This window comes from Thermodesulfobacteriota bacterium (genome assembly GCA_040755095.1).
Lineage (GTDB): Bacteria > Desulfobacterota > Desulfobulbia > Desulfobulbales > JBFMBH01 > JBFMBH01.
This window is the reverse complement of sequence record JBFMBH010000003.1, coordinates 29,721-44,020: the sequence shown is the minus strand read 5'-3', so window position 1 is coordinate 44,020 and position 14,300 is coordinate 29,721. Positions and strand designations below refer to the sequence as shown.

18 protein-coding genes are annotated in these 14,300 nt (G+C 67.3%); 2 read left to right on the top strand and 16 right to left on the bottom strand.

All coding sequences use genetic code 11. From position 1 onward, the window contains the following. Window positions 1-527: 527 nt before the first annotated feature. From AB1634_01275 to AB1634_01230, 10 genes are all read right to left on the bottom strand, one after another. Window positions 528-818, bottom strand: a complete 291-nt coding sequence (locus AB1634_01275) for a type II toxin-antitoxin system RelE/ParE family toxin (protein ID MEW6218152.1) — start codon at window positions 816-818, stop codon at window positions 528-530. Then, window positions 818-1,081, bottom strand: coding sequence for a type II toxin-antitoxin system Phd/YefM family antitoxin (locus AB1634_01270; protein MEW6218151.1), 264 nt, complete (start codon window positions 1,079-1,081; stop codon window positions 818-820). Before AB1634_01270 ends, AB1634_01275 begins: the two co-directional genes overlap by 1 nt. A 332-nt stretch (window positions 1,082-1,413) precedes the next feature. Continuing rightward, window positions 1,414-2,430 (bottom strand): efflux RND transporter periplasmic adaptor subunit, encoded by a 1,017-nt coding sequence (locus AB1634_01265; GenBank protein MEW6218150.1) that lies wholly within the window; start codon window positions 2,428-2,430, stop codon window positions 1,414-1,416. After that, window positions 2,423-3,112, bottom strand: coding sequence for an ABC transporter ATP-binding protein (locus AB1634_01260; GenBank protein MEW6218149.1), 690 nt, complete (start codon window positions 3,110-3,112; stop codon window positions 2,423-2,425). Before AB1634_01260 ends, AB1634_01265 begins: the two co-directional genes overlap by 8 nt. After that, window positions 3,109-4,254: an ABC transporter permease gene (locus AB1634_01255; protein ID MEW6218148.1), complete on the bottom strand. Its 1,146-nt coding sequence runs from the start codon at window positions 4,252-4,254 to the stop codon at window positions 3,109-3,111. The genes AB1634_01260 and AB1634_01255 overlap by 4 nt, the downstream gene beginning before the upstream one ends. Before the next feature lie 196 nt (window positions 4,255-4,450). Then, entirely contained in the window at window positions 4,451-4,867 is a 417-nt protein-coding gene (locus tag AB1634_01250; GenBank protein ID MEW6218147.1) for a universal stress protein, read from the bottom strand. Between the two features lie 723 nt (window positions 4,868-5,590). Further along, window positions 5,591-5,713, bottom strand: a complete 123-nt coding sequence (locus AB1634_01245; protein ID MEW6218146.1) for a hypothetical protein — start codon at window positions 5,711-5,713, stop codon at window positions 5,591-5,593. A 152-nt stretch (window positions 5,714-5,865) separates the two neighbouring features. After that, entirely contained in the window at window positions 5,866-6,150 is a 285-nt protein-coding gene (locus AB1634_01240; protein ID MEW6218145.1) for a redoxin family protein, read from the bottom strand. 121 nt (window positions 6,151-6,271) lie between these two features. Continuing rightward, entirely contained in the window at window positions 6,272-7,495 is a 1,224-nt protein-coding gene (locus tag AB1634_01235) for a cytochrome c3 family protein (GenBank protein ID MEW6218144.1), read from the bottom strand. Between the two features lie 298 nt (window positions 7,496-7,793). Beyond that, the gene (locus AB1634_01230; protein ID MEW6218143.1) at window positions 7,794-8,774 is read right to left on the bottom strand and encodes a zinc dependent phospholipase C family protein; all 981 of its coding nucleotides are present in this window, start codon (window positions 8,772-8,774) and stop codon (window positions 7,794-7,796) included. Window positions 8,775-8,804: 30 nt separating this feature from the next. On the opposite strand from AB1634_01230, the gene yhbY reads away from it, so the two are divergent. Continuing rightward, on the top strand, window positions 8,805-9,113 hold the full coding sequence (gene yhbY / locus AB1634_01225) for a ribosome assembly RNA-binding protein YhbY (protein MEW6218142.1): 309 nt from the start codon (window positions 8,805-8,807) through the stop codon (window positions 9,111-9,113). A gap of 20 nt (window positions 9,114-9,133) precedes the next feature. Here yhbY and AB1634_01220 read toward each other — a convergent pair whose 3' ends face one another. Genes AB1634_01220 through AB1634_01200 form a run of 5 tightly spaced genes read right to left on the bottom strand, consistent with a single transcriptional unit; the run spans window position 9,134 to window position 13,348 of the window. Then, window positions 9,134-9,844, bottom strand: a complete 711-nt coding sequence (locus AB1634_01220; protein MEW6218141.1) for a LysE family transporter — start codon at window positions 9,842-9,844, stop codon at window positions 9,134-9,136. 21 nt (window positions 9,845-9,865) lie between these two features. After that, the gene (locus AB1634_01215; protein ID MEW6218140.1) at window positions 9,866-11,356 is read right to left on the bottom strand and encodes a carboxypeptidase M32; all 1,491 of its coding nucleotides are present in this window, start codon (window positions 11,354-11,356) and stop codon (window positions 9,866-9,868) included. Window positions 11,357-11,365: 9 nt separating this feature from the next. After that, on the bottom strand, window positions 11,366-12,256 hold the full coding sequence (metF, locus tag AB1634_01210; protein MEW6218139.1) for a methylenetetrahydrofolate reductase [NAD(P)H]: 891 nt from the start codon (window positions 12,254-12,256) through the stop codon (window positions 11,366-11,368). Between the two features lie 52 nt (window positions 12,257-12,308). Then, the gene (locus AB1634_01205) at window positions 12,309-12,812 is read right to left on the bottom strand and encodes a hypothetical protein (protein MEW6218138.1); all 504 of its coding nucleotides are present in this window, start codon (window positions 12,810-12,812) and stop codon (window positions 12,309-12,311) included. A gap of 26 nt (window positions 12,813-12,838) precedes the next feature. Next, on the bottom strand, window positions 12,839-13,348 hold the full coding sequence (locus AB1634_01200) for a nitroreductase family protein (protein MEW6218137.1): 510 nt from the start codon (window positions 13,346-13,348) through the stop codon (window positions 12,839-12,841). A gap of 346 nt (window positions 13,349-13,694) precedes the next feature. On the opposite strand from AB1634_01200, the gene AB1634_01195 reads away from it, so the two are divergent. Continuing rightward, window positions 13,695-13,898, top strand: coding sequence for a cold-shock protein (locus tag AB1634_01195; GenBank protein MEW6218136.1), 204 nt, complete (start codon window positions 13,695-13,697; stop codon window positions 13,896-13,898). Window positions 13,899-13,961: 63 nt separating this feature from the next. Here the strand turns inward: AB1634_01195 and AB1634_01190 are convergent, their stop codons facing one another. Beyond that, window positions 13,962-14,282 (bottom strand): hypothetical protein, encoded by a 321-nt coding sequence (locus AB1634_01190; GenBank protein ID MEW6218135.1) that lies wholly within the window; start codon window positions 14,280-14,282, stop codon window positions 13,962-13,964. Window positions 14,283-14,300: the final 18 nt, after the last annotated feature.

The window sequence follows — 14,300 nt, the reverse complement described above, 5'->3', positions numbered from 1 at the left end:
GCGGCGGGGCGAGATTTGCAGCCAGGCCTGCCGCCGGCCCGGCTGCTGGCGCTGGCCTTCCTTCGGGGCCGCCGTGGACGACACGCCGTCCGGCCACCGGTTCCGGGGGGCGCCTCGGCCGGTGCCAGGGATGCCGCGGCCAGAAAACGGGCCTTGTCGATCTCCACGTCGAAGTTGAGAAACTTGACGTTCTCGCCCCGCAAGGTCTCCTCGACCAGGGTGGTCTTCCCAACCTGGCGTGCCCCCAGGACGAGAGTCACCTTCCCGCTCGCCAGCGATGCCCGGACTTCTTGCTCAAGCTGTCTTGCGATATACATCGCACAACAGCGCGACATGTCATTTTGTATAGCGCAAGGAGCAAAATGATTGAGCAGGGGATCTGCCCCCGGTTGCGAGCATCGGCTTCGCGACCGACGGCAAGCATGTGTTCTCCGGGTCACGGGAGCACACGGTGAGGATCCCTGTCCCGGCTGACCATGGAACACCGGCGCCCCGCACGCCGTACCCCCCTTTGCCGCAGGGCGCCCTCATGTCCGCCCCTCGGGGCGGGCGATACGCTCCAAGAGTTCGTAGACGTTTCGGCGATGCCAGACCAGATGGACGACAACGGTTCCGTCCCCGTCATCCACGGTGTAAATCACCCGGTACCTTTTGAACCGGTAGGAAAAGTAGCCTGCCAGTTCCTCTTGCAGCTCCTTACCGAGAAGAGGATTTTCGGCCAGCTCCGCCAGTGCCCTCCTGGTAAGTTCCTTCAACTCCGGATGAAAATGCGCGACCGCTGCCCGGACCGTTTCCGTAAGGCGGACGCGATAGGGCATCAGAGGACATCCTCCATATCCACGAGGCGCCCCTGTCGAGCGTCCTCGCGGGATCGCCGCAATTCTTCCCGTGCCTGGTCGTCGGCCAGGATCTCGATGGTTTCCAGGAGCCCCTCGAACTTGTCCATGCTGATCAAGACCGCGGCTGGCACCCCATTCCTGGTGATGGCAATGGCGTCGTCGGAGTCACGAATCGCCCTGATCATGTCCAACAGCCTTGTCTTGGCCTGGGTCACGGGAACGAATTCCTGAATGGTCTGCATGGCCACACCTCGCTGACGGTTTCTCCCACAGCAGCGCCTCGAAGCGACTGAGGCATTTTCATGACCACTATAATGGCCAGAGAGAAAGCACGTCAAAGGAATTCCCGCCAACGGTAGCCCCGCCCGCTCCACCGGCTGCGGTCCCCACCGTTTCCCGCCTTGGCCGTGGCACAAGGGCCTGGAGGACCACTGTGCTCGTGCCGAGCTGGCGCGGACCCGACAGGAGGAATCTTTGCCGTCCAGAGGGAAATCCGGCGATCGGAAAATCACGCTCCCCTCCTGCCCAGCACTTCGCGTCCCGGCAAGGTGCCCTGCGGGCCCCTGATACCCTCTTACCTGGGCGGCGGCTCCAGGCTGATGCGGACGTTGACCGGCAGCTTGAGGGGATAGGGGCAGTCGGCGGGGAGGGAGATCTCCACCTCCAGGACCTTGTAGTCGACGATCTTGGCCGGATCGGTGGGGATGAGGCGCTTGGCGCCCATCTGGGACTGGATCTTTCGCACCGTGCCGGCCAGCTCCAGGCCGGGGAAGCCGTCGGCGCTCACGTGCACCGGCTGTTCCAGCCGCAGCCGGCCGATGTCGGTCTCGTCCACCTCGGCCCGGATGTAGCGGTCGCCCACAGTGGCTACATCCAGGACCGGCAGACCGATGTCCATGGCCTCCCCTTCCTCCCGGTGCTTGCGGGTGACGATGCCGGCAAACGGCGCCGTCAGGCGGGCGTTGCCCAGGGCGGTGCGGGCCTCCTGCAACCGGGCCTGGGCTGCCGCCAGCTGCCGCTCGAGCACCGCCAGGGCTTCCGGTCTGGTCCCCTCCTCCAGCAGGGCCAGGGCGGCCCGGGCGGCATTGCGGCCGGCCTCGGCCCGCTGCCGGCCGAGGCGAGCCGTCTCCCAGGCCTCGTCAGCCATAGCCTCCCGGTGATGCAACCCTTGCGCCCGGGTCCAGTCCAGCTCCGCCTTGGCCAGCACAGCCTCCGTTTCCCGCAGGCGCTCCCGGGCCAGGATCAGCTCCTGGGCTCGGGCGCCAGCCCGGGCCTCAGCCAGCTGGGCCTCGACCACCTTCACGGCCGCCTCGGCGGAGGCGGCGGCGGCCTGGAGCTCCCGGGCCTCGAACACCGCCAGCACCTGGCCCTCCGCCACCGGCTCCCCTTCTGCCACCAGGATGCGCTCCAGCTTGCCCGGAAACTTGGCCGACAGGGTGGAGTGGCGGCGGGCCTCGACAATGCCGTAAGCATAGACCGCGGTGATGAGCGGCCGCTCGGCCGGGTTCGGCTGCTCCTGGGGCGACTGGCCGCAAGCGCCGAAGAAGGTTGCCACGGTGGCCACAAGAAGACACCAGCGGCGCTCAACCATGGGCTCCCTCCTTGAGCAGGCCGTCTTCCATGAAAAGGACGCGATCCACGTGCTCCTGCAGGCGCAGGTCGTGGGTGACCACCACCACGGTCTTGGCCTGCTCCCGGGCCAGATCGGAGAGCAGATCGACGATGGTCATGCCGGTCCGGGAATCGAGATTGGCGGTGGGCTCGTCGGCGAGAATGATCGGCGCATCAGCGGCGATGGCCCGGGCGATGGACACCCGCTGCTTCTCTCCCCCGGACAGATCCCGGGGCAGAAAGCCCACCCGGGACGCCAGCCCCACCCTGGCCAGGGCCTCCTGGGCCCGGGCCACGGCCTGCCGGCGGCCGACGCCCTTGATCTGCAGGGCGACCAGGACATTGTCCAGGGCGCTGAGGGCCGAGAACAGGTTGAAGGATTGGAAGATGAACCCGATGTGGGTCCGGCGCAAGGCTGGCAGCTGGCCTTCGTCCAAACCGGTGACATCCTGACCCAAGAGCTGCACCCGGCCGGAGCTGGGGCGCAGGATGAGACCAAGGATGGACAGGAGCGTCGTCTTGCCGCTGCCCGACGGCCCCATGATCGCGGTGATGGAGCCGGTGGCAAAGGCGGCGCTGGCGGCCTCCACCGCCAGCACCCGGGCGACGCCGCTGTTGTACACCTTGCTCACGGCGTCGATGGCCAGGGCCACCTGGCTCATGCCCGGAAGACCTCCATGGGGTCCACCTGCATGGCCCGGCGCACCGAGATCAGGGAAGCTGTGACGCAGATGGCCAGGGTAAGGGCGAAATCCGTGACAAAGAGCTGCCAGGGCTGGACGATCAACAGGCCCGTCCGCTGGTAAAGGGTGGCAACGAGGGCATTGATGGCCACGCCGATCCCGAAGCCCAAGAGCCCACTCAACAAGGCCTGGCGGACGATGATCCCGTAGACGGTCCGGTTGGCTGCCCCCAGGGCCTTCAGGGTGCCGAACTCCCGCAGGTGCTCGATGGTGGCGCTGTAGATGGTCTGGCTGACGATGACGGTGCCAACGATGATCCCCATGAGGATGGTGAAGCCGAAGCCCACCCCCATGCCGGTGTTGAGGGTCCAGTACTTCATGGTCAGCCAGGAGAACTCGCCGGCGGTGTAAACGTCCTCCAGGCTCATCACCCGGCGGAGCCGATCCCGGACGGCTGCGGTGTCCTCGCCTGGGGCCACCCCCACCACCAGGAAGACGGTCCGCTCCTCGGCCCGGGGGTTGAGCTGCTGGGCGGTCTTGTAGGAAGCGAAGAGAATGGGCGCCGTGGTGATCCGCTTCGCCCCCCGGCAGATGCCCACCACCCGCACTCGGAGGCCCAGGATCTCCCGGTCGTCGCCGATACGCATCTCGCCGAGCTTGGAGAAGCTGGACTCGTCGACGATCACCCCCCGGTGGTACTTCACCTCCCGGATCTCGCCCGCCACCATCTCCCAGGGGCCGCCGAGGCCGGAGTCCGGGTCGAAGCCCACCACCTCCACGTTCTCGCTCCCCCCCTCCTTGAGCTTCATGAGAGACCAGACCAGGATGAGCTTCTTGACCCAGGCTACGCCCTGGACCGCCTTGGCCTTGTTCTCCCGGTACTCGGGAAAGGGGAGCGAAAAATCGAAGTTGCGGTTGTTGCGGGCGGTGATCCAGATATCGCCGTCCGCATGCTCGATGATGCTGGCGGTGTTGGCCATCATGCCCAGGTAGACCCCTACCTGGATGAGGATGAGGACCACCGAGAAGGCGATGCCCACCAAAGTGATGGCCAGGCGCACCCGGTCGTGCAGCAGGTTCCTGGTGGCGATGGCCACCGGATAGGACGCGCGGCCCGGCATGGAGGGTCAAGCGGCGATCAGGGCGCCGGCCCACGGGCTGCCCCCCGGCACCCGCGGGAGCCGGCAGCACAGCCAAGCGGACTCGGCAGCTACGAGGATCGGGGACGGACGGACGGGCGGCCCGTCTGGAGCAGCGGTCTCGACTCTGACCACCAGCTCCGGGCGAGCCGCCCCACGAGGATGAGCGGTGACCGGGTCAGGCGCCGGCATGGGGAACGATAAGAACCTTGCAGGGCGCGTGGCCCACCACCCGGGCCGTGACGCTGCCCATGAGCAGCCGGCTGAGGCCGGAGCGGCCATGGCTGCCCATGATGACGAGATCCGCCTTGCGCTGGCTGGCTTCGTCCACGATGGCCCGGTAAGGCTCGTCGCTGCGGACGAGCACCGTTTCGCACTCCACCCCTGCCCCCGCCGCCTGGGCCTTCACCGCACTCAGATGCTGCTCGGCCTCGGCCTCCATCTTCGCCATCCACTGAGGCGCCAGGGCCGCGGACTCGGCATTGATCTCCACCACGGACAGCACGGTCAGCCGGCCCTTGCAGCCTGCCGCCAAACTGAGCGCCTCGTTGACGGCCGCCTGGCTGCATGCCGAGCCGTCGGTTGCCACCACCATTCCTCCAGACCCCAGTAACGAACAAGCCCCCTCGCTGGTTGTAGCCATCACCTCTACCTCCCTTGTTAGCCAGGGTTGTCGCCCCGCGCACCCCGAGGCGGGGCAGTGCCGAACCGGCACCAGTGCCCCCCGCCGGGATCGGGGGCCCTCCCCCGCCCCGAGCACAGCCGGTCCTGGCCCGATTATCGGCCGGATCAGTCAGGGACGTCAACCGTTCGGATGGCTCACAACAAAAAGCCCCCTCGTGGCAGGCGAGCCTGACCACGAGGGGGCCGGGGAGGGCAGAAAGCTGGGTCAGCAGGCCGCCTGGATCCGCCTGCGGCCATAACATGCCCACAGACCGGTCAAGCCAGCCACCAGAATCCCATAGATACCGATATCCCGCAAACAAACCATCCAGATCGTCAGCTCCATGGCCTCTTCCTCACGTTGGATTTTCGCTGTCTTCTTACCGGCTGGCCTGGCAGCGGGCCAGCCACCTCGATGATCCATGCTGTCACTATAAGCCTTCGCTGCCGGAAACACTATTGGCGCCGCGTTCATTTTTTGCTGAAATATCGGATAGTAGGCACTAAACGCCCTAGGCACCGCCGGTCAGGACGGCTCGACACAGAGCACAATCACTCTGAAACCAGGAGAACCGAGGACAACAGGGAGACCGGAGAAGAAGGGCACCGCGGCACGAGGGGAGCCGCGATGCCCGAGGCAGGGGAAAGCGGAGGATCAGCGGATGGAACGGGGCGCGCGGCCTTTGGCCAGGTTGCGCCAGAACAGGGTCAAGCCGGCTGTGGACAGGATATACAGGCCGAAATAGAAGGCAGGGCTTTCGAGCAGGGCGGCGAGCATGGAATCCTCCTTGGTCGGTTTCCCTTGGCTGAGGCAGATATGAAGCTCTGCAGTCAGATTAGCATTCCGCTGCCCGGGACTCCATGGGACAAGGGCGCATTTTCGCCTAAGCCATGTCCCGGCCCGGGCCTGTCCAGGAAAGAGCCGCCGGCTCAGGGCTCGAGGCTCAACGCCCGGGCCTTTTGAAAGGCGCCTTCCATGTCCGGCAGATGCGTCATCTCGGGCACGACCTGCAGATAACGGACCTTCCCTTGCCGATCCACCACGACCACTGCCCGGGCCAGGAGACCCAGATCCCCGCTCAAAAGCCCAACCGCCCTGGCCCACGCCCCGGAGGCGTGATCCGACAGGTATTGCAGATCGCCAAGGCCGGCCTCCTCGGCGAACCGCTTCTGGGCGCTGCCCTTCCCATAGCCCGGGCGCTTCCGGCCTGTCAAGAGCTGGCGGCAGGGCCTCCGGAGGCAACCGGCCCCACGAAAAAAAACCGGTTCCGCCGCGGTGGCGGAACCGGCCTTGAGCTTCAAGCCCCACGCCCCGCAAGCGGGGCAATGAAGAGGCCTACACGTCGTCCTTGGTGGTGTGGCAGATGAAGCAGCCGTTGGTGTTGCTGCCGCTGTGGGCCTGCAGCGCATCGTAGTTCCAGCGCAGCATGTCCGGATAGGGGCTGGCGTGGACCATGTGGCAGGACAGGCAGGTGACCGTGTCCGAGGCCGGGGTGACGACGGCGCTCGGGGCGGAAAGAACGGTGGTCCGGCCGACCGGCGCGTTGACGTTGTACGTGGTGTACTGGGAATACTCGCTGCCCGCCCCCAGGCGGTTGATCACGATATCGGTGGGATGGCGGCGGAAGGGCGAGGTGACGGCAGGACCGATGCCCATGGACTGGCCGTCACTGCTCTCGCTGCCGTCGCTGGTGGGCGGCTTCAGGGTGTGGAAGTTGCCGTGGCAGGTGCCGCAGAAGCCGCTGATCGTCTGGTTGCGGGGCCGGATGGGGCCGCCAGGAAAGTGGCAGCTGCCGGTGCCGCCGGAGCAATGCATGACGTTGGGGACCGCCTGGCCGAAATACTCGTTGTGGCTGGAGGCGCTGACGTTCTGCCACTTCTGGCCGCTGGTCTGGTTCTCGTAGCCCTTGACCCCCAGCAGGAAGCGGTAGCTGTCGCCGACGGTGGGGTTGTCCAGGGGGGGATTGCAGGCGCCGTCGGTGTTGCCGTGGTGGGCGCCCTTCAGGGCCGCCAGGCCGGTGACGCCGGAGTTCCATACCCGCTCGCCGTGGCAGCCGTTCTCCCCGGCGCAGGTCAGGGTCAGGTCGGTGACGTTCTGGTCATGGTAGTACTGCAGGATGCCACCGGGCACCACGCTCAGGTTGTCATCCGAGCCCGGCCCGAAGATGTCGATGACATTGTGGCCCCGATTATCCCCGTCGCCGATGCCCCCGGCCTTGGTATCGTTGATGTAGGCGAAGTTGCCGCCGGCCAAGTCACCGCTGGCATCGGTATGAAAGACCTGGGGGATGAAGGTGACCCCATCGATGTTCCACATCTTCTGGTTGGTGCCCGAGGCGTGGCAGCCCATGCAGTCGCCCCGGGTGAGCATGGGGTTGGGGGTCGCGCTCTCGTTCAGGGTCATGGGACTGGCGTCCTGGCTGTTGTGCATGGTGTGGCAGTTGGAGCACCGGCCAGTCACCTGGGCCCCGGTCGAGCCCGCCACCGCCAGCACGCCACCGAGCACCAGGACGCCGACCAGGGGCCGGGCCAGACTGCGACGATAGGTCGATCTCTTCATGTTATCCTCCCCGGTTGACGTCAATTTTGTGGACCAGCTTTGATGAACGGGCCGTTTAGGTCGATTTCCCTGCCGCCACGCCAACTGCCCCTGCGGTCACGGGACGGCGCTGCTATGGGTTGGCCGTCACTATACTTGTTGCACGTTCATTTTTCCATAAGCGCATTCCGTATTTTGGTCTAAACGCCGGTGCACGCTGCGCCCTGGTCCGCGCCGGCCGGATTTTCCCTTTGCACTGCTGCCCGCAGATCCGGTATGCATGCCGTGCCGCCCCGTTGTTGGGGGGGGCGCCGCCGAGCTAGCCCAGCGCCGGCAGGCGGCGGCCGCCGAAGAAGCGCATGGCCTGCCGGGGCACGCCGGCCAGCCCCGTCTCCAGGGACGGGCCCTGCTCCGGCAGCGGGTCGCTGGCGCCGCCCGTCATGGCTTGGGCAAGACGGCGCCCCAGAAGCTCACTGCGCCGGACCGCCTCGGCCACCAGCTCCCGGGTCTCGACCTGCCCGGGCTCGCCGGTCACCGGGTGGCAGAAGGAGAGCGACCCCTGCCAAAGCCCCCGTCCGGCCCACAGCTGGGGGGCGTAGGCCAGGGACAGCCCGTCCCGCAGGGGCAGGGGCGCCCGCGGGCAGAGCCCGTGCAGGAGCCGGGCCGGCAAGGGGCGGACGCACACGGCGTGCACCAGGCCAAAGCAGCCCAGACCGGCCACCATGGCGGCCGCAGCCGGCTCGGGCGGCAGCTGCGGGTCCAGGTGCCGGAGGATGGTGGCAAGGAGGTCGCCCAGCCGGCGGCGCTGGCGCTGCCAGCAGGCCAGGAGCCGGTAATGCCTGGCCTGGGCTGGGCCGCCGATGAGAACGAGATCCAGCAGGCCCTCCAGGCGATGGTGCCGCTGGGCAGCCAGAGCCCGCAGCCGCCGATCCGGGGCATGGTAGTCCCCGGTCAGATAGAAGACCAGCGGATGGAAGACGGCGTCGGCCGCTACATGGGAGGCAAGGCCAGCGAGGAAGGCGAGCAGTCCCGGCCGGTCATGGCCGGCCACGGCGGCAGCAGCAACAGCCGCCCGGAGGACGGGATACGTATCCTCTCCCGCCAGCCCGTGCAGGCGGTGGGCCAGGAAACGGAAGCTCCGGCCACCCGGCAGGCAGTGGGGAAAGAGAAGGGCGTCGTGGGCCAGGGCGCCCAGGACCAGGAGGTCGGGACAGCGACCGGCGGCCTCGCCCAAAGGGGTGTCAGCCAGGCGGTTGGCCGCCGCCTGGGCGATCAGCCAGTGAGTGATCTCGCGGGGCATGGCGGCAGCCTACGAAGGAGGAGGAAGACCATGACAACCTTGACTGGCAGACAGGCTCGCCATCTGCGGGCCCTGGGCCACCATCTGCAGCCGGCGGTGATGATCGGCACCCAGGGCCTGACCCCGGCGGTGCTCGCCGCCATCGAGGCCAACCTGACCGCGCACGAGCTGATCAAGATCAGGGTGCAGGCGGGGTGCAGCGCCGGCCGCCGGCCGCTGGCCGACGAACTGGCCCAGCGGTGTGCGGCCGGCGTCGCCCAGGTCCTGGGCCGCACCATCCTTCTGTACCGAGCCAATCCGGATCGTGATCCCGAAGAGCGCATCCGGCTGCCGGCCTGAACAAGGCCAGCGCCAGGTGCTCAGCCGGCCGCCGTGACCGGCCCGGCCAGGAATGGGACCACGCCGAGGTAGAGCCCGAAGCCGATCATGAACAGGCCGCAGCAGACCAGGACGGCGTGGTAGGCCCGCCGGCTCAGCCGCTGCCGGCCCCAGAAAGCCCCGGCCGAGACCACCAGGTACCAGGCGAGATCGCCGGCCTCGTGCCCCAGGAAGAAGACGGCGAGGGTGGGCCAGCTGTCAAAGGAGACCCCGAACTGGCTCATGAAGGCGGCGCCGATGCTGGCCCACCACACCCACCAGTACGGGTTGGCCATGGAGATTACCGCCCCGCCCAGAACAGGGTTGGCCCTGCCCCAACGGCCTGCCGTGGCGCCTCCCTCTTCCACGGCCGCGAGATCGGTGGCGATGCGGCCCGCCGCCACATCCCGCAACAGCCCAGCCCCAAACAGGATCAGGACGAAACCGCCCGCCACCCCAATGGCCCGCACCACCGCTGCCTGGGCCAGGAACAGGGCGAGCCCCCACAGAAGACCGGCAATCAGGGCCAGCTCCAGTGCGGCATGGCCAAGGACGATCCACAGCCCCATGAGATAGCCGTGGTGGCTGCCAATCGCGCGGACGATGGTGTAGGTCAGAAGCGGCCCTGGGGCCATGGCGCCGGTCAGGGCCACCAGGAAAGACAGGGAGAAGATCGCCGGCAGGGAGCGGGACTCGGCGGCCAGAAGATCCATAGGAAGGCAACGGACCGGAATTCAGGGCACAAGATCCGGGTACTTGCCGGCCAGGTACCCCAGGAACGGCCCGGTGGTGAGGGGCTGGCCGGTGACCCGCCGCAGGAGCTCATCCGGGGGATAGATCGCCCCGTGGCGGTGGATGGCCGCCGCCAGCCATTCCCGGATCCGTCCCAGCTGCCCCTGCCTGAGGGTGGCATTCGGGTCGGGATCGACCTCCTGGTAGGCTTGCCAGAACTGGGCCGCGGCGAGATTGCCCAGGGTGTAGGTGGGGAAATAGCCGAAGCTGCCGTGGGACCAGTGCACGTCCTGGAGAACGCCCTGGGCGTCATCGTCCACCGCCACGCCCAGGAGCTGCCGGTAGCGCTCGTTCCAGACCGCCGGCAGGTCGGCCACCGCCAGACTCCCTTCCACCAGCGCCTTTTCCAGCTCAAACCGCACCAGGATGTGCAGATTGTAGCTGACCTCGTCGGCCTCCACCCGGATCGGGCCGGGCGCCACGGCGTTGATGGCGGCAAGGAAGGTTTCCAGGTCCAGACCGTCGAAGCGGGGGGCGAAGAAGGCGACCAGGTCCGGGAACAGGCCCTCCCAGAATGGCCGGCTGCGACCGATGATGTTCTCCCACAACCGGGACTGGGACTCGTGGATGCCCAGGGAGACCCCCTGGTCCAGGGGCGAGCGGGCCAGCGCATCGCTGATGCCCTGCTCGTAGAGGGCATGTCCCCCTTCATGGAGGGCGCTGAGCACGAACTCGATGGAGTCGGGGCGGTAACGGTTGGTGACCCGGCGGTCGTGGTGGCCGATGGTGGTGGAAAACGGATGGGCGGAGCGGTCTTGCCGGCCCCGCTGGAAATCGAAGCCGATGCGGGCCAGAAGCCGCTCGGCAAAGGCCTCCTGCAGGGGCACCGTGAAGGGGGGCGACAGGGCAAGCCTGGTCCGGGGCTGGTTGGCCGCACGGGCCAGCATGGCGGCCAGGCGCGGGCCCAGGCCGGCGAAAAGCTCGGTCACCGCCCGGGTGGTCAACCCTTCCTCGTGGAGGTCCAGGAGGGCGTCGTAGGGATGCTCCGGAAAGCCCAGGAGCTCGGCCTTCTGGCGGCACAGCGCCACGATTGTCGCCAGGTGGGGGGCAAAATGGGCAAAATCGGCCCGCTGCCGGGCCTCCACCCAGACGGCGAAGGCCGCCGAGGTCGTGCGGGCCAGCTCGGCCACGAAGTCCTCGGGCAGCAGGCTGGCCTGGCGGACCAGGCGGCCCACCAGCCGCACCAGGCCCCGGTCCGCGTCCGGAAGATCATCCAGGCCCTGGGCCTCCTCCACCAGCCGCCGCAGCTCCGGATCCGTCTCCCGCCGGTGGATGACGGTGCGCATCGTGGCCAGCTGCTGGGCCCGATCATGCACCGCCCGGGCAGGGAGCCCCACCTCCTGATCCCACTGCAGGAGGGCCTCGATGCCGTAAAGATCGGTCAATTCGGCGGTGAGGGTGTCAAGCCTTTCCACCACAGGAGGACGAGGCATGGTCCTGCCCTAGGCCAGGAGCTGCGCCGAATCCCGGACCCCCAGGGACTCATAGATCTTGAGGGTCCCCCGGGAGGCGTTGAGGGTGTAGAAGTGGATGCCCCGGACCCCATGGTAGACGAGATCCCGGACCTGCTCGGTGGCCCAATGCACGCCCACCTTCTCCACGTACTCGTCGCTCTCGGCCCGGGCCACCGACTTGAGCAGCCGGGCTGGCAGGCGGGCGCCGGCCGCCAGCTCGGCAATGCGCACCATGCCGTGCCGGGTGGTGATGGGCATGATGCCGGCCAGAACCGGCACCCGGATGCCGGCCAGCTCACAACGCTCGCAGAAGTCGTAGAAATCCCGGTTGTCGAAGAACAGCTGGGAGACGATGTAGTCGGCGCCGGCGTCCACCTTGGCCTTCAGGAATTCGATTTCCTGCAGCCGGTTGGGGGTCTCCGGATGCCCTTCCGGGAAGCCGGCCACCCCTACCCCCATCTGGGGAAAACGCTCCTTGATGAAGCGCACCAGGTCGCAGGCATGGGGAAAGCCGTTGCCGGCGGGCGTCCAGCCGCTCTGCCCCCGAGGCGGATCGCCCCGCAAGGCCAGAATGTTCTCGATCCCGTGGACCGCATACCGCTCCAGGATCTGGGCGATCTCGTCCTGGGTGGAGCCGACACAGGTCAGATGCGAGACCACGGTGAGGTCGGTCTCGGTCTGCAGCCGGACGACCAGCTGATGGGTGCGATCCCGGGTGGAGCCGCCGGCCCCGTAGGTGACGCTGACGTAGGACGGCTGCAAGGGCATGAGCTGTGCGATGGCGTGGAACAGCTGCTCACTCTGGGCGTCCGTCTTGGGCGGGAAGAACTCGTAGCTGAAGGCGATCTTCGTCCGGGCAAGGATGTCACGAACCAGCATGGGGATGGCCTTGGAAAGGGAGTTGGGGTCTTGCGCCGGCTTGGCCGGCAGGTCAGTCGGCGGCTGCGGCCTCCCGGGCCCGCTCTTCCGGACTGAGGGACCAGAAAGGCCGGCCATCGCTGGTCAGCCGCAGCTTGTACTGGTAGCCGTCGTCCTTCTTGATCTTGGCCGCCATGAAGACCTCCTGGCCGCCGATCTCCGCCCAGACGCCACGGATCTTGACCGTGTCGCCCGGCGCCACTGCCAGGGGCTGCCGGTCGAGATAGGACTTGGGCCCCAGGTGCACCAGGAAGGTGGCTTCCCCTCCTTCCGTGACCACCAGGGCAAGCCCTGGTGCCATGCCCGGTATCGGCACCACCTCCTGCCGCCGCACGACGGTGACCTTGATCTTGTCCACCTCTGCCGGCTTGTACAGGCGCTGGTATGGGCTGTCCTTCTCCCAGCCCGCCAGGTCCGACGCCTGCGCCGGCCAGGGGACCAGAAAGAGCGCCAGGGCCAGCAGCCGGAGCCACCGGCCCCGGCTTGCTTGGAGCACCAGTTTCTGCCACCGCCTCATGGTCAGTCCCTCCTTTGTCGGCACGTTCACCAGCGGTCCCGGTGCACCCGCTCCGGCCGAAACCGCTGCTCGGCGGGCAGCGCCTGATCCGGGAACCCCACCGGCACCAGGGTGTGGGGCAGCACCCCCTCGGGCAGCCCGAACAGCAGCCGGAAGCCGTCCATACGTGCCCGCTCGGGATAGATGCCCGTCCAGACCGCCCCCAGTCCCAGATCCTGGGCCGCCAGGAGCAGATTTTCCACAGCCGCCGCACAGTCCAGAACCCAGTTGCCAGGGAAGCGCTCGCAAGCCAGCTCCGCACAGACCAGGATGGCCAGGGGAGCATGGCCGGCCATGGCGGCGTACGGGTTGATCTGCCGTACCTGGCCAAGAAGCGTCCGGTCGGTGATCACCACAAAATGCCAGGGCTGGGCGTTGCCCGCCGACGGCGCCTGCATGGCCGCGGCCAGGAGCGCCTCCACCATCGCCTCCGGAACCGGCCGCTCCTGGTACCGGCGGATGCTGCGGCGGCCAGCGATTGCGGCCAGGGTTTCCATGAGCACCTCCTGGTGGGCTTGGCTCTGGGACATCCGCGAATGACTGCCACGGGTTCGCGTCAAGCTGGTAGCATACCCGGAAACGGGTGTCAAGCCTCCATCTACCAGGATGCCGTTGGAATTTTGCCATTGCTTTCTCGGAAGCTATCGGCTAAGCTGCCTGAAGTAAGGAGCAGTGCGGCTTGCCGAATTCTTCTTCAGCCAAGACTCCATGACGTCAGACGAACCGCACGGGCCATTTCAGTGCTCTGTGCGGTATTTTTTTTGGGGAAGGGGGCTTCCTTCCCGAGGCGGGCTCCAGCCCTGGGGCCCAGTGATACATCCCAGCAAGGCATAGGTGGTTCGTATGGCAGAAGGCAAGGTGAAGTGGTTCAACGATTCCAAGGGTTATGGATTCATCGAGCAGGAGAACGGGCCGGACGTCTTTGTGCACTTCTCCTCCATCCAGGGCACCGGCTATCGGAGCCTGGCGGAGGGCGAGAAGGTGCGCTTCGAGGTTGTCCAGGGTGCCAAGGGGCCGCAGGCCGCCAACGTCACCAAGATCTCCTGACCGACTATCCTTCGGGCGTCCTTCACACAAGGCCCCTTCCCTGCCGGGAAGGGGCCTTGTCGTTTATGGACGGCGGGCCCGACGCAGCCTGCCCCGGGCTTGCCAATAGATGACACTGCCCGAGCCCGCCATGCCGGTCAGACCGAGGCCCAGGAGCAGGCGATAGGCGGCGCCAACCGGGCCGCCGCCGTAGTGCAGCCCCTCCGTGACCTCCACCTCCATCTCCTGCGGCAGCTCGCCGGCAGCCGGCTCGACATGATCCCCATGCCCGCCCAAGAGCTGCTCGGCAGACAGAAGGGCACCGCTTCCTGCCTGCACGATCACAAAAATGGCCAGGCCAATGCCCAGCGTCCGGTGCCACTTGCGCAGGGTCGCCTCGTGCATGCTCGCTCCTCCTTCCAA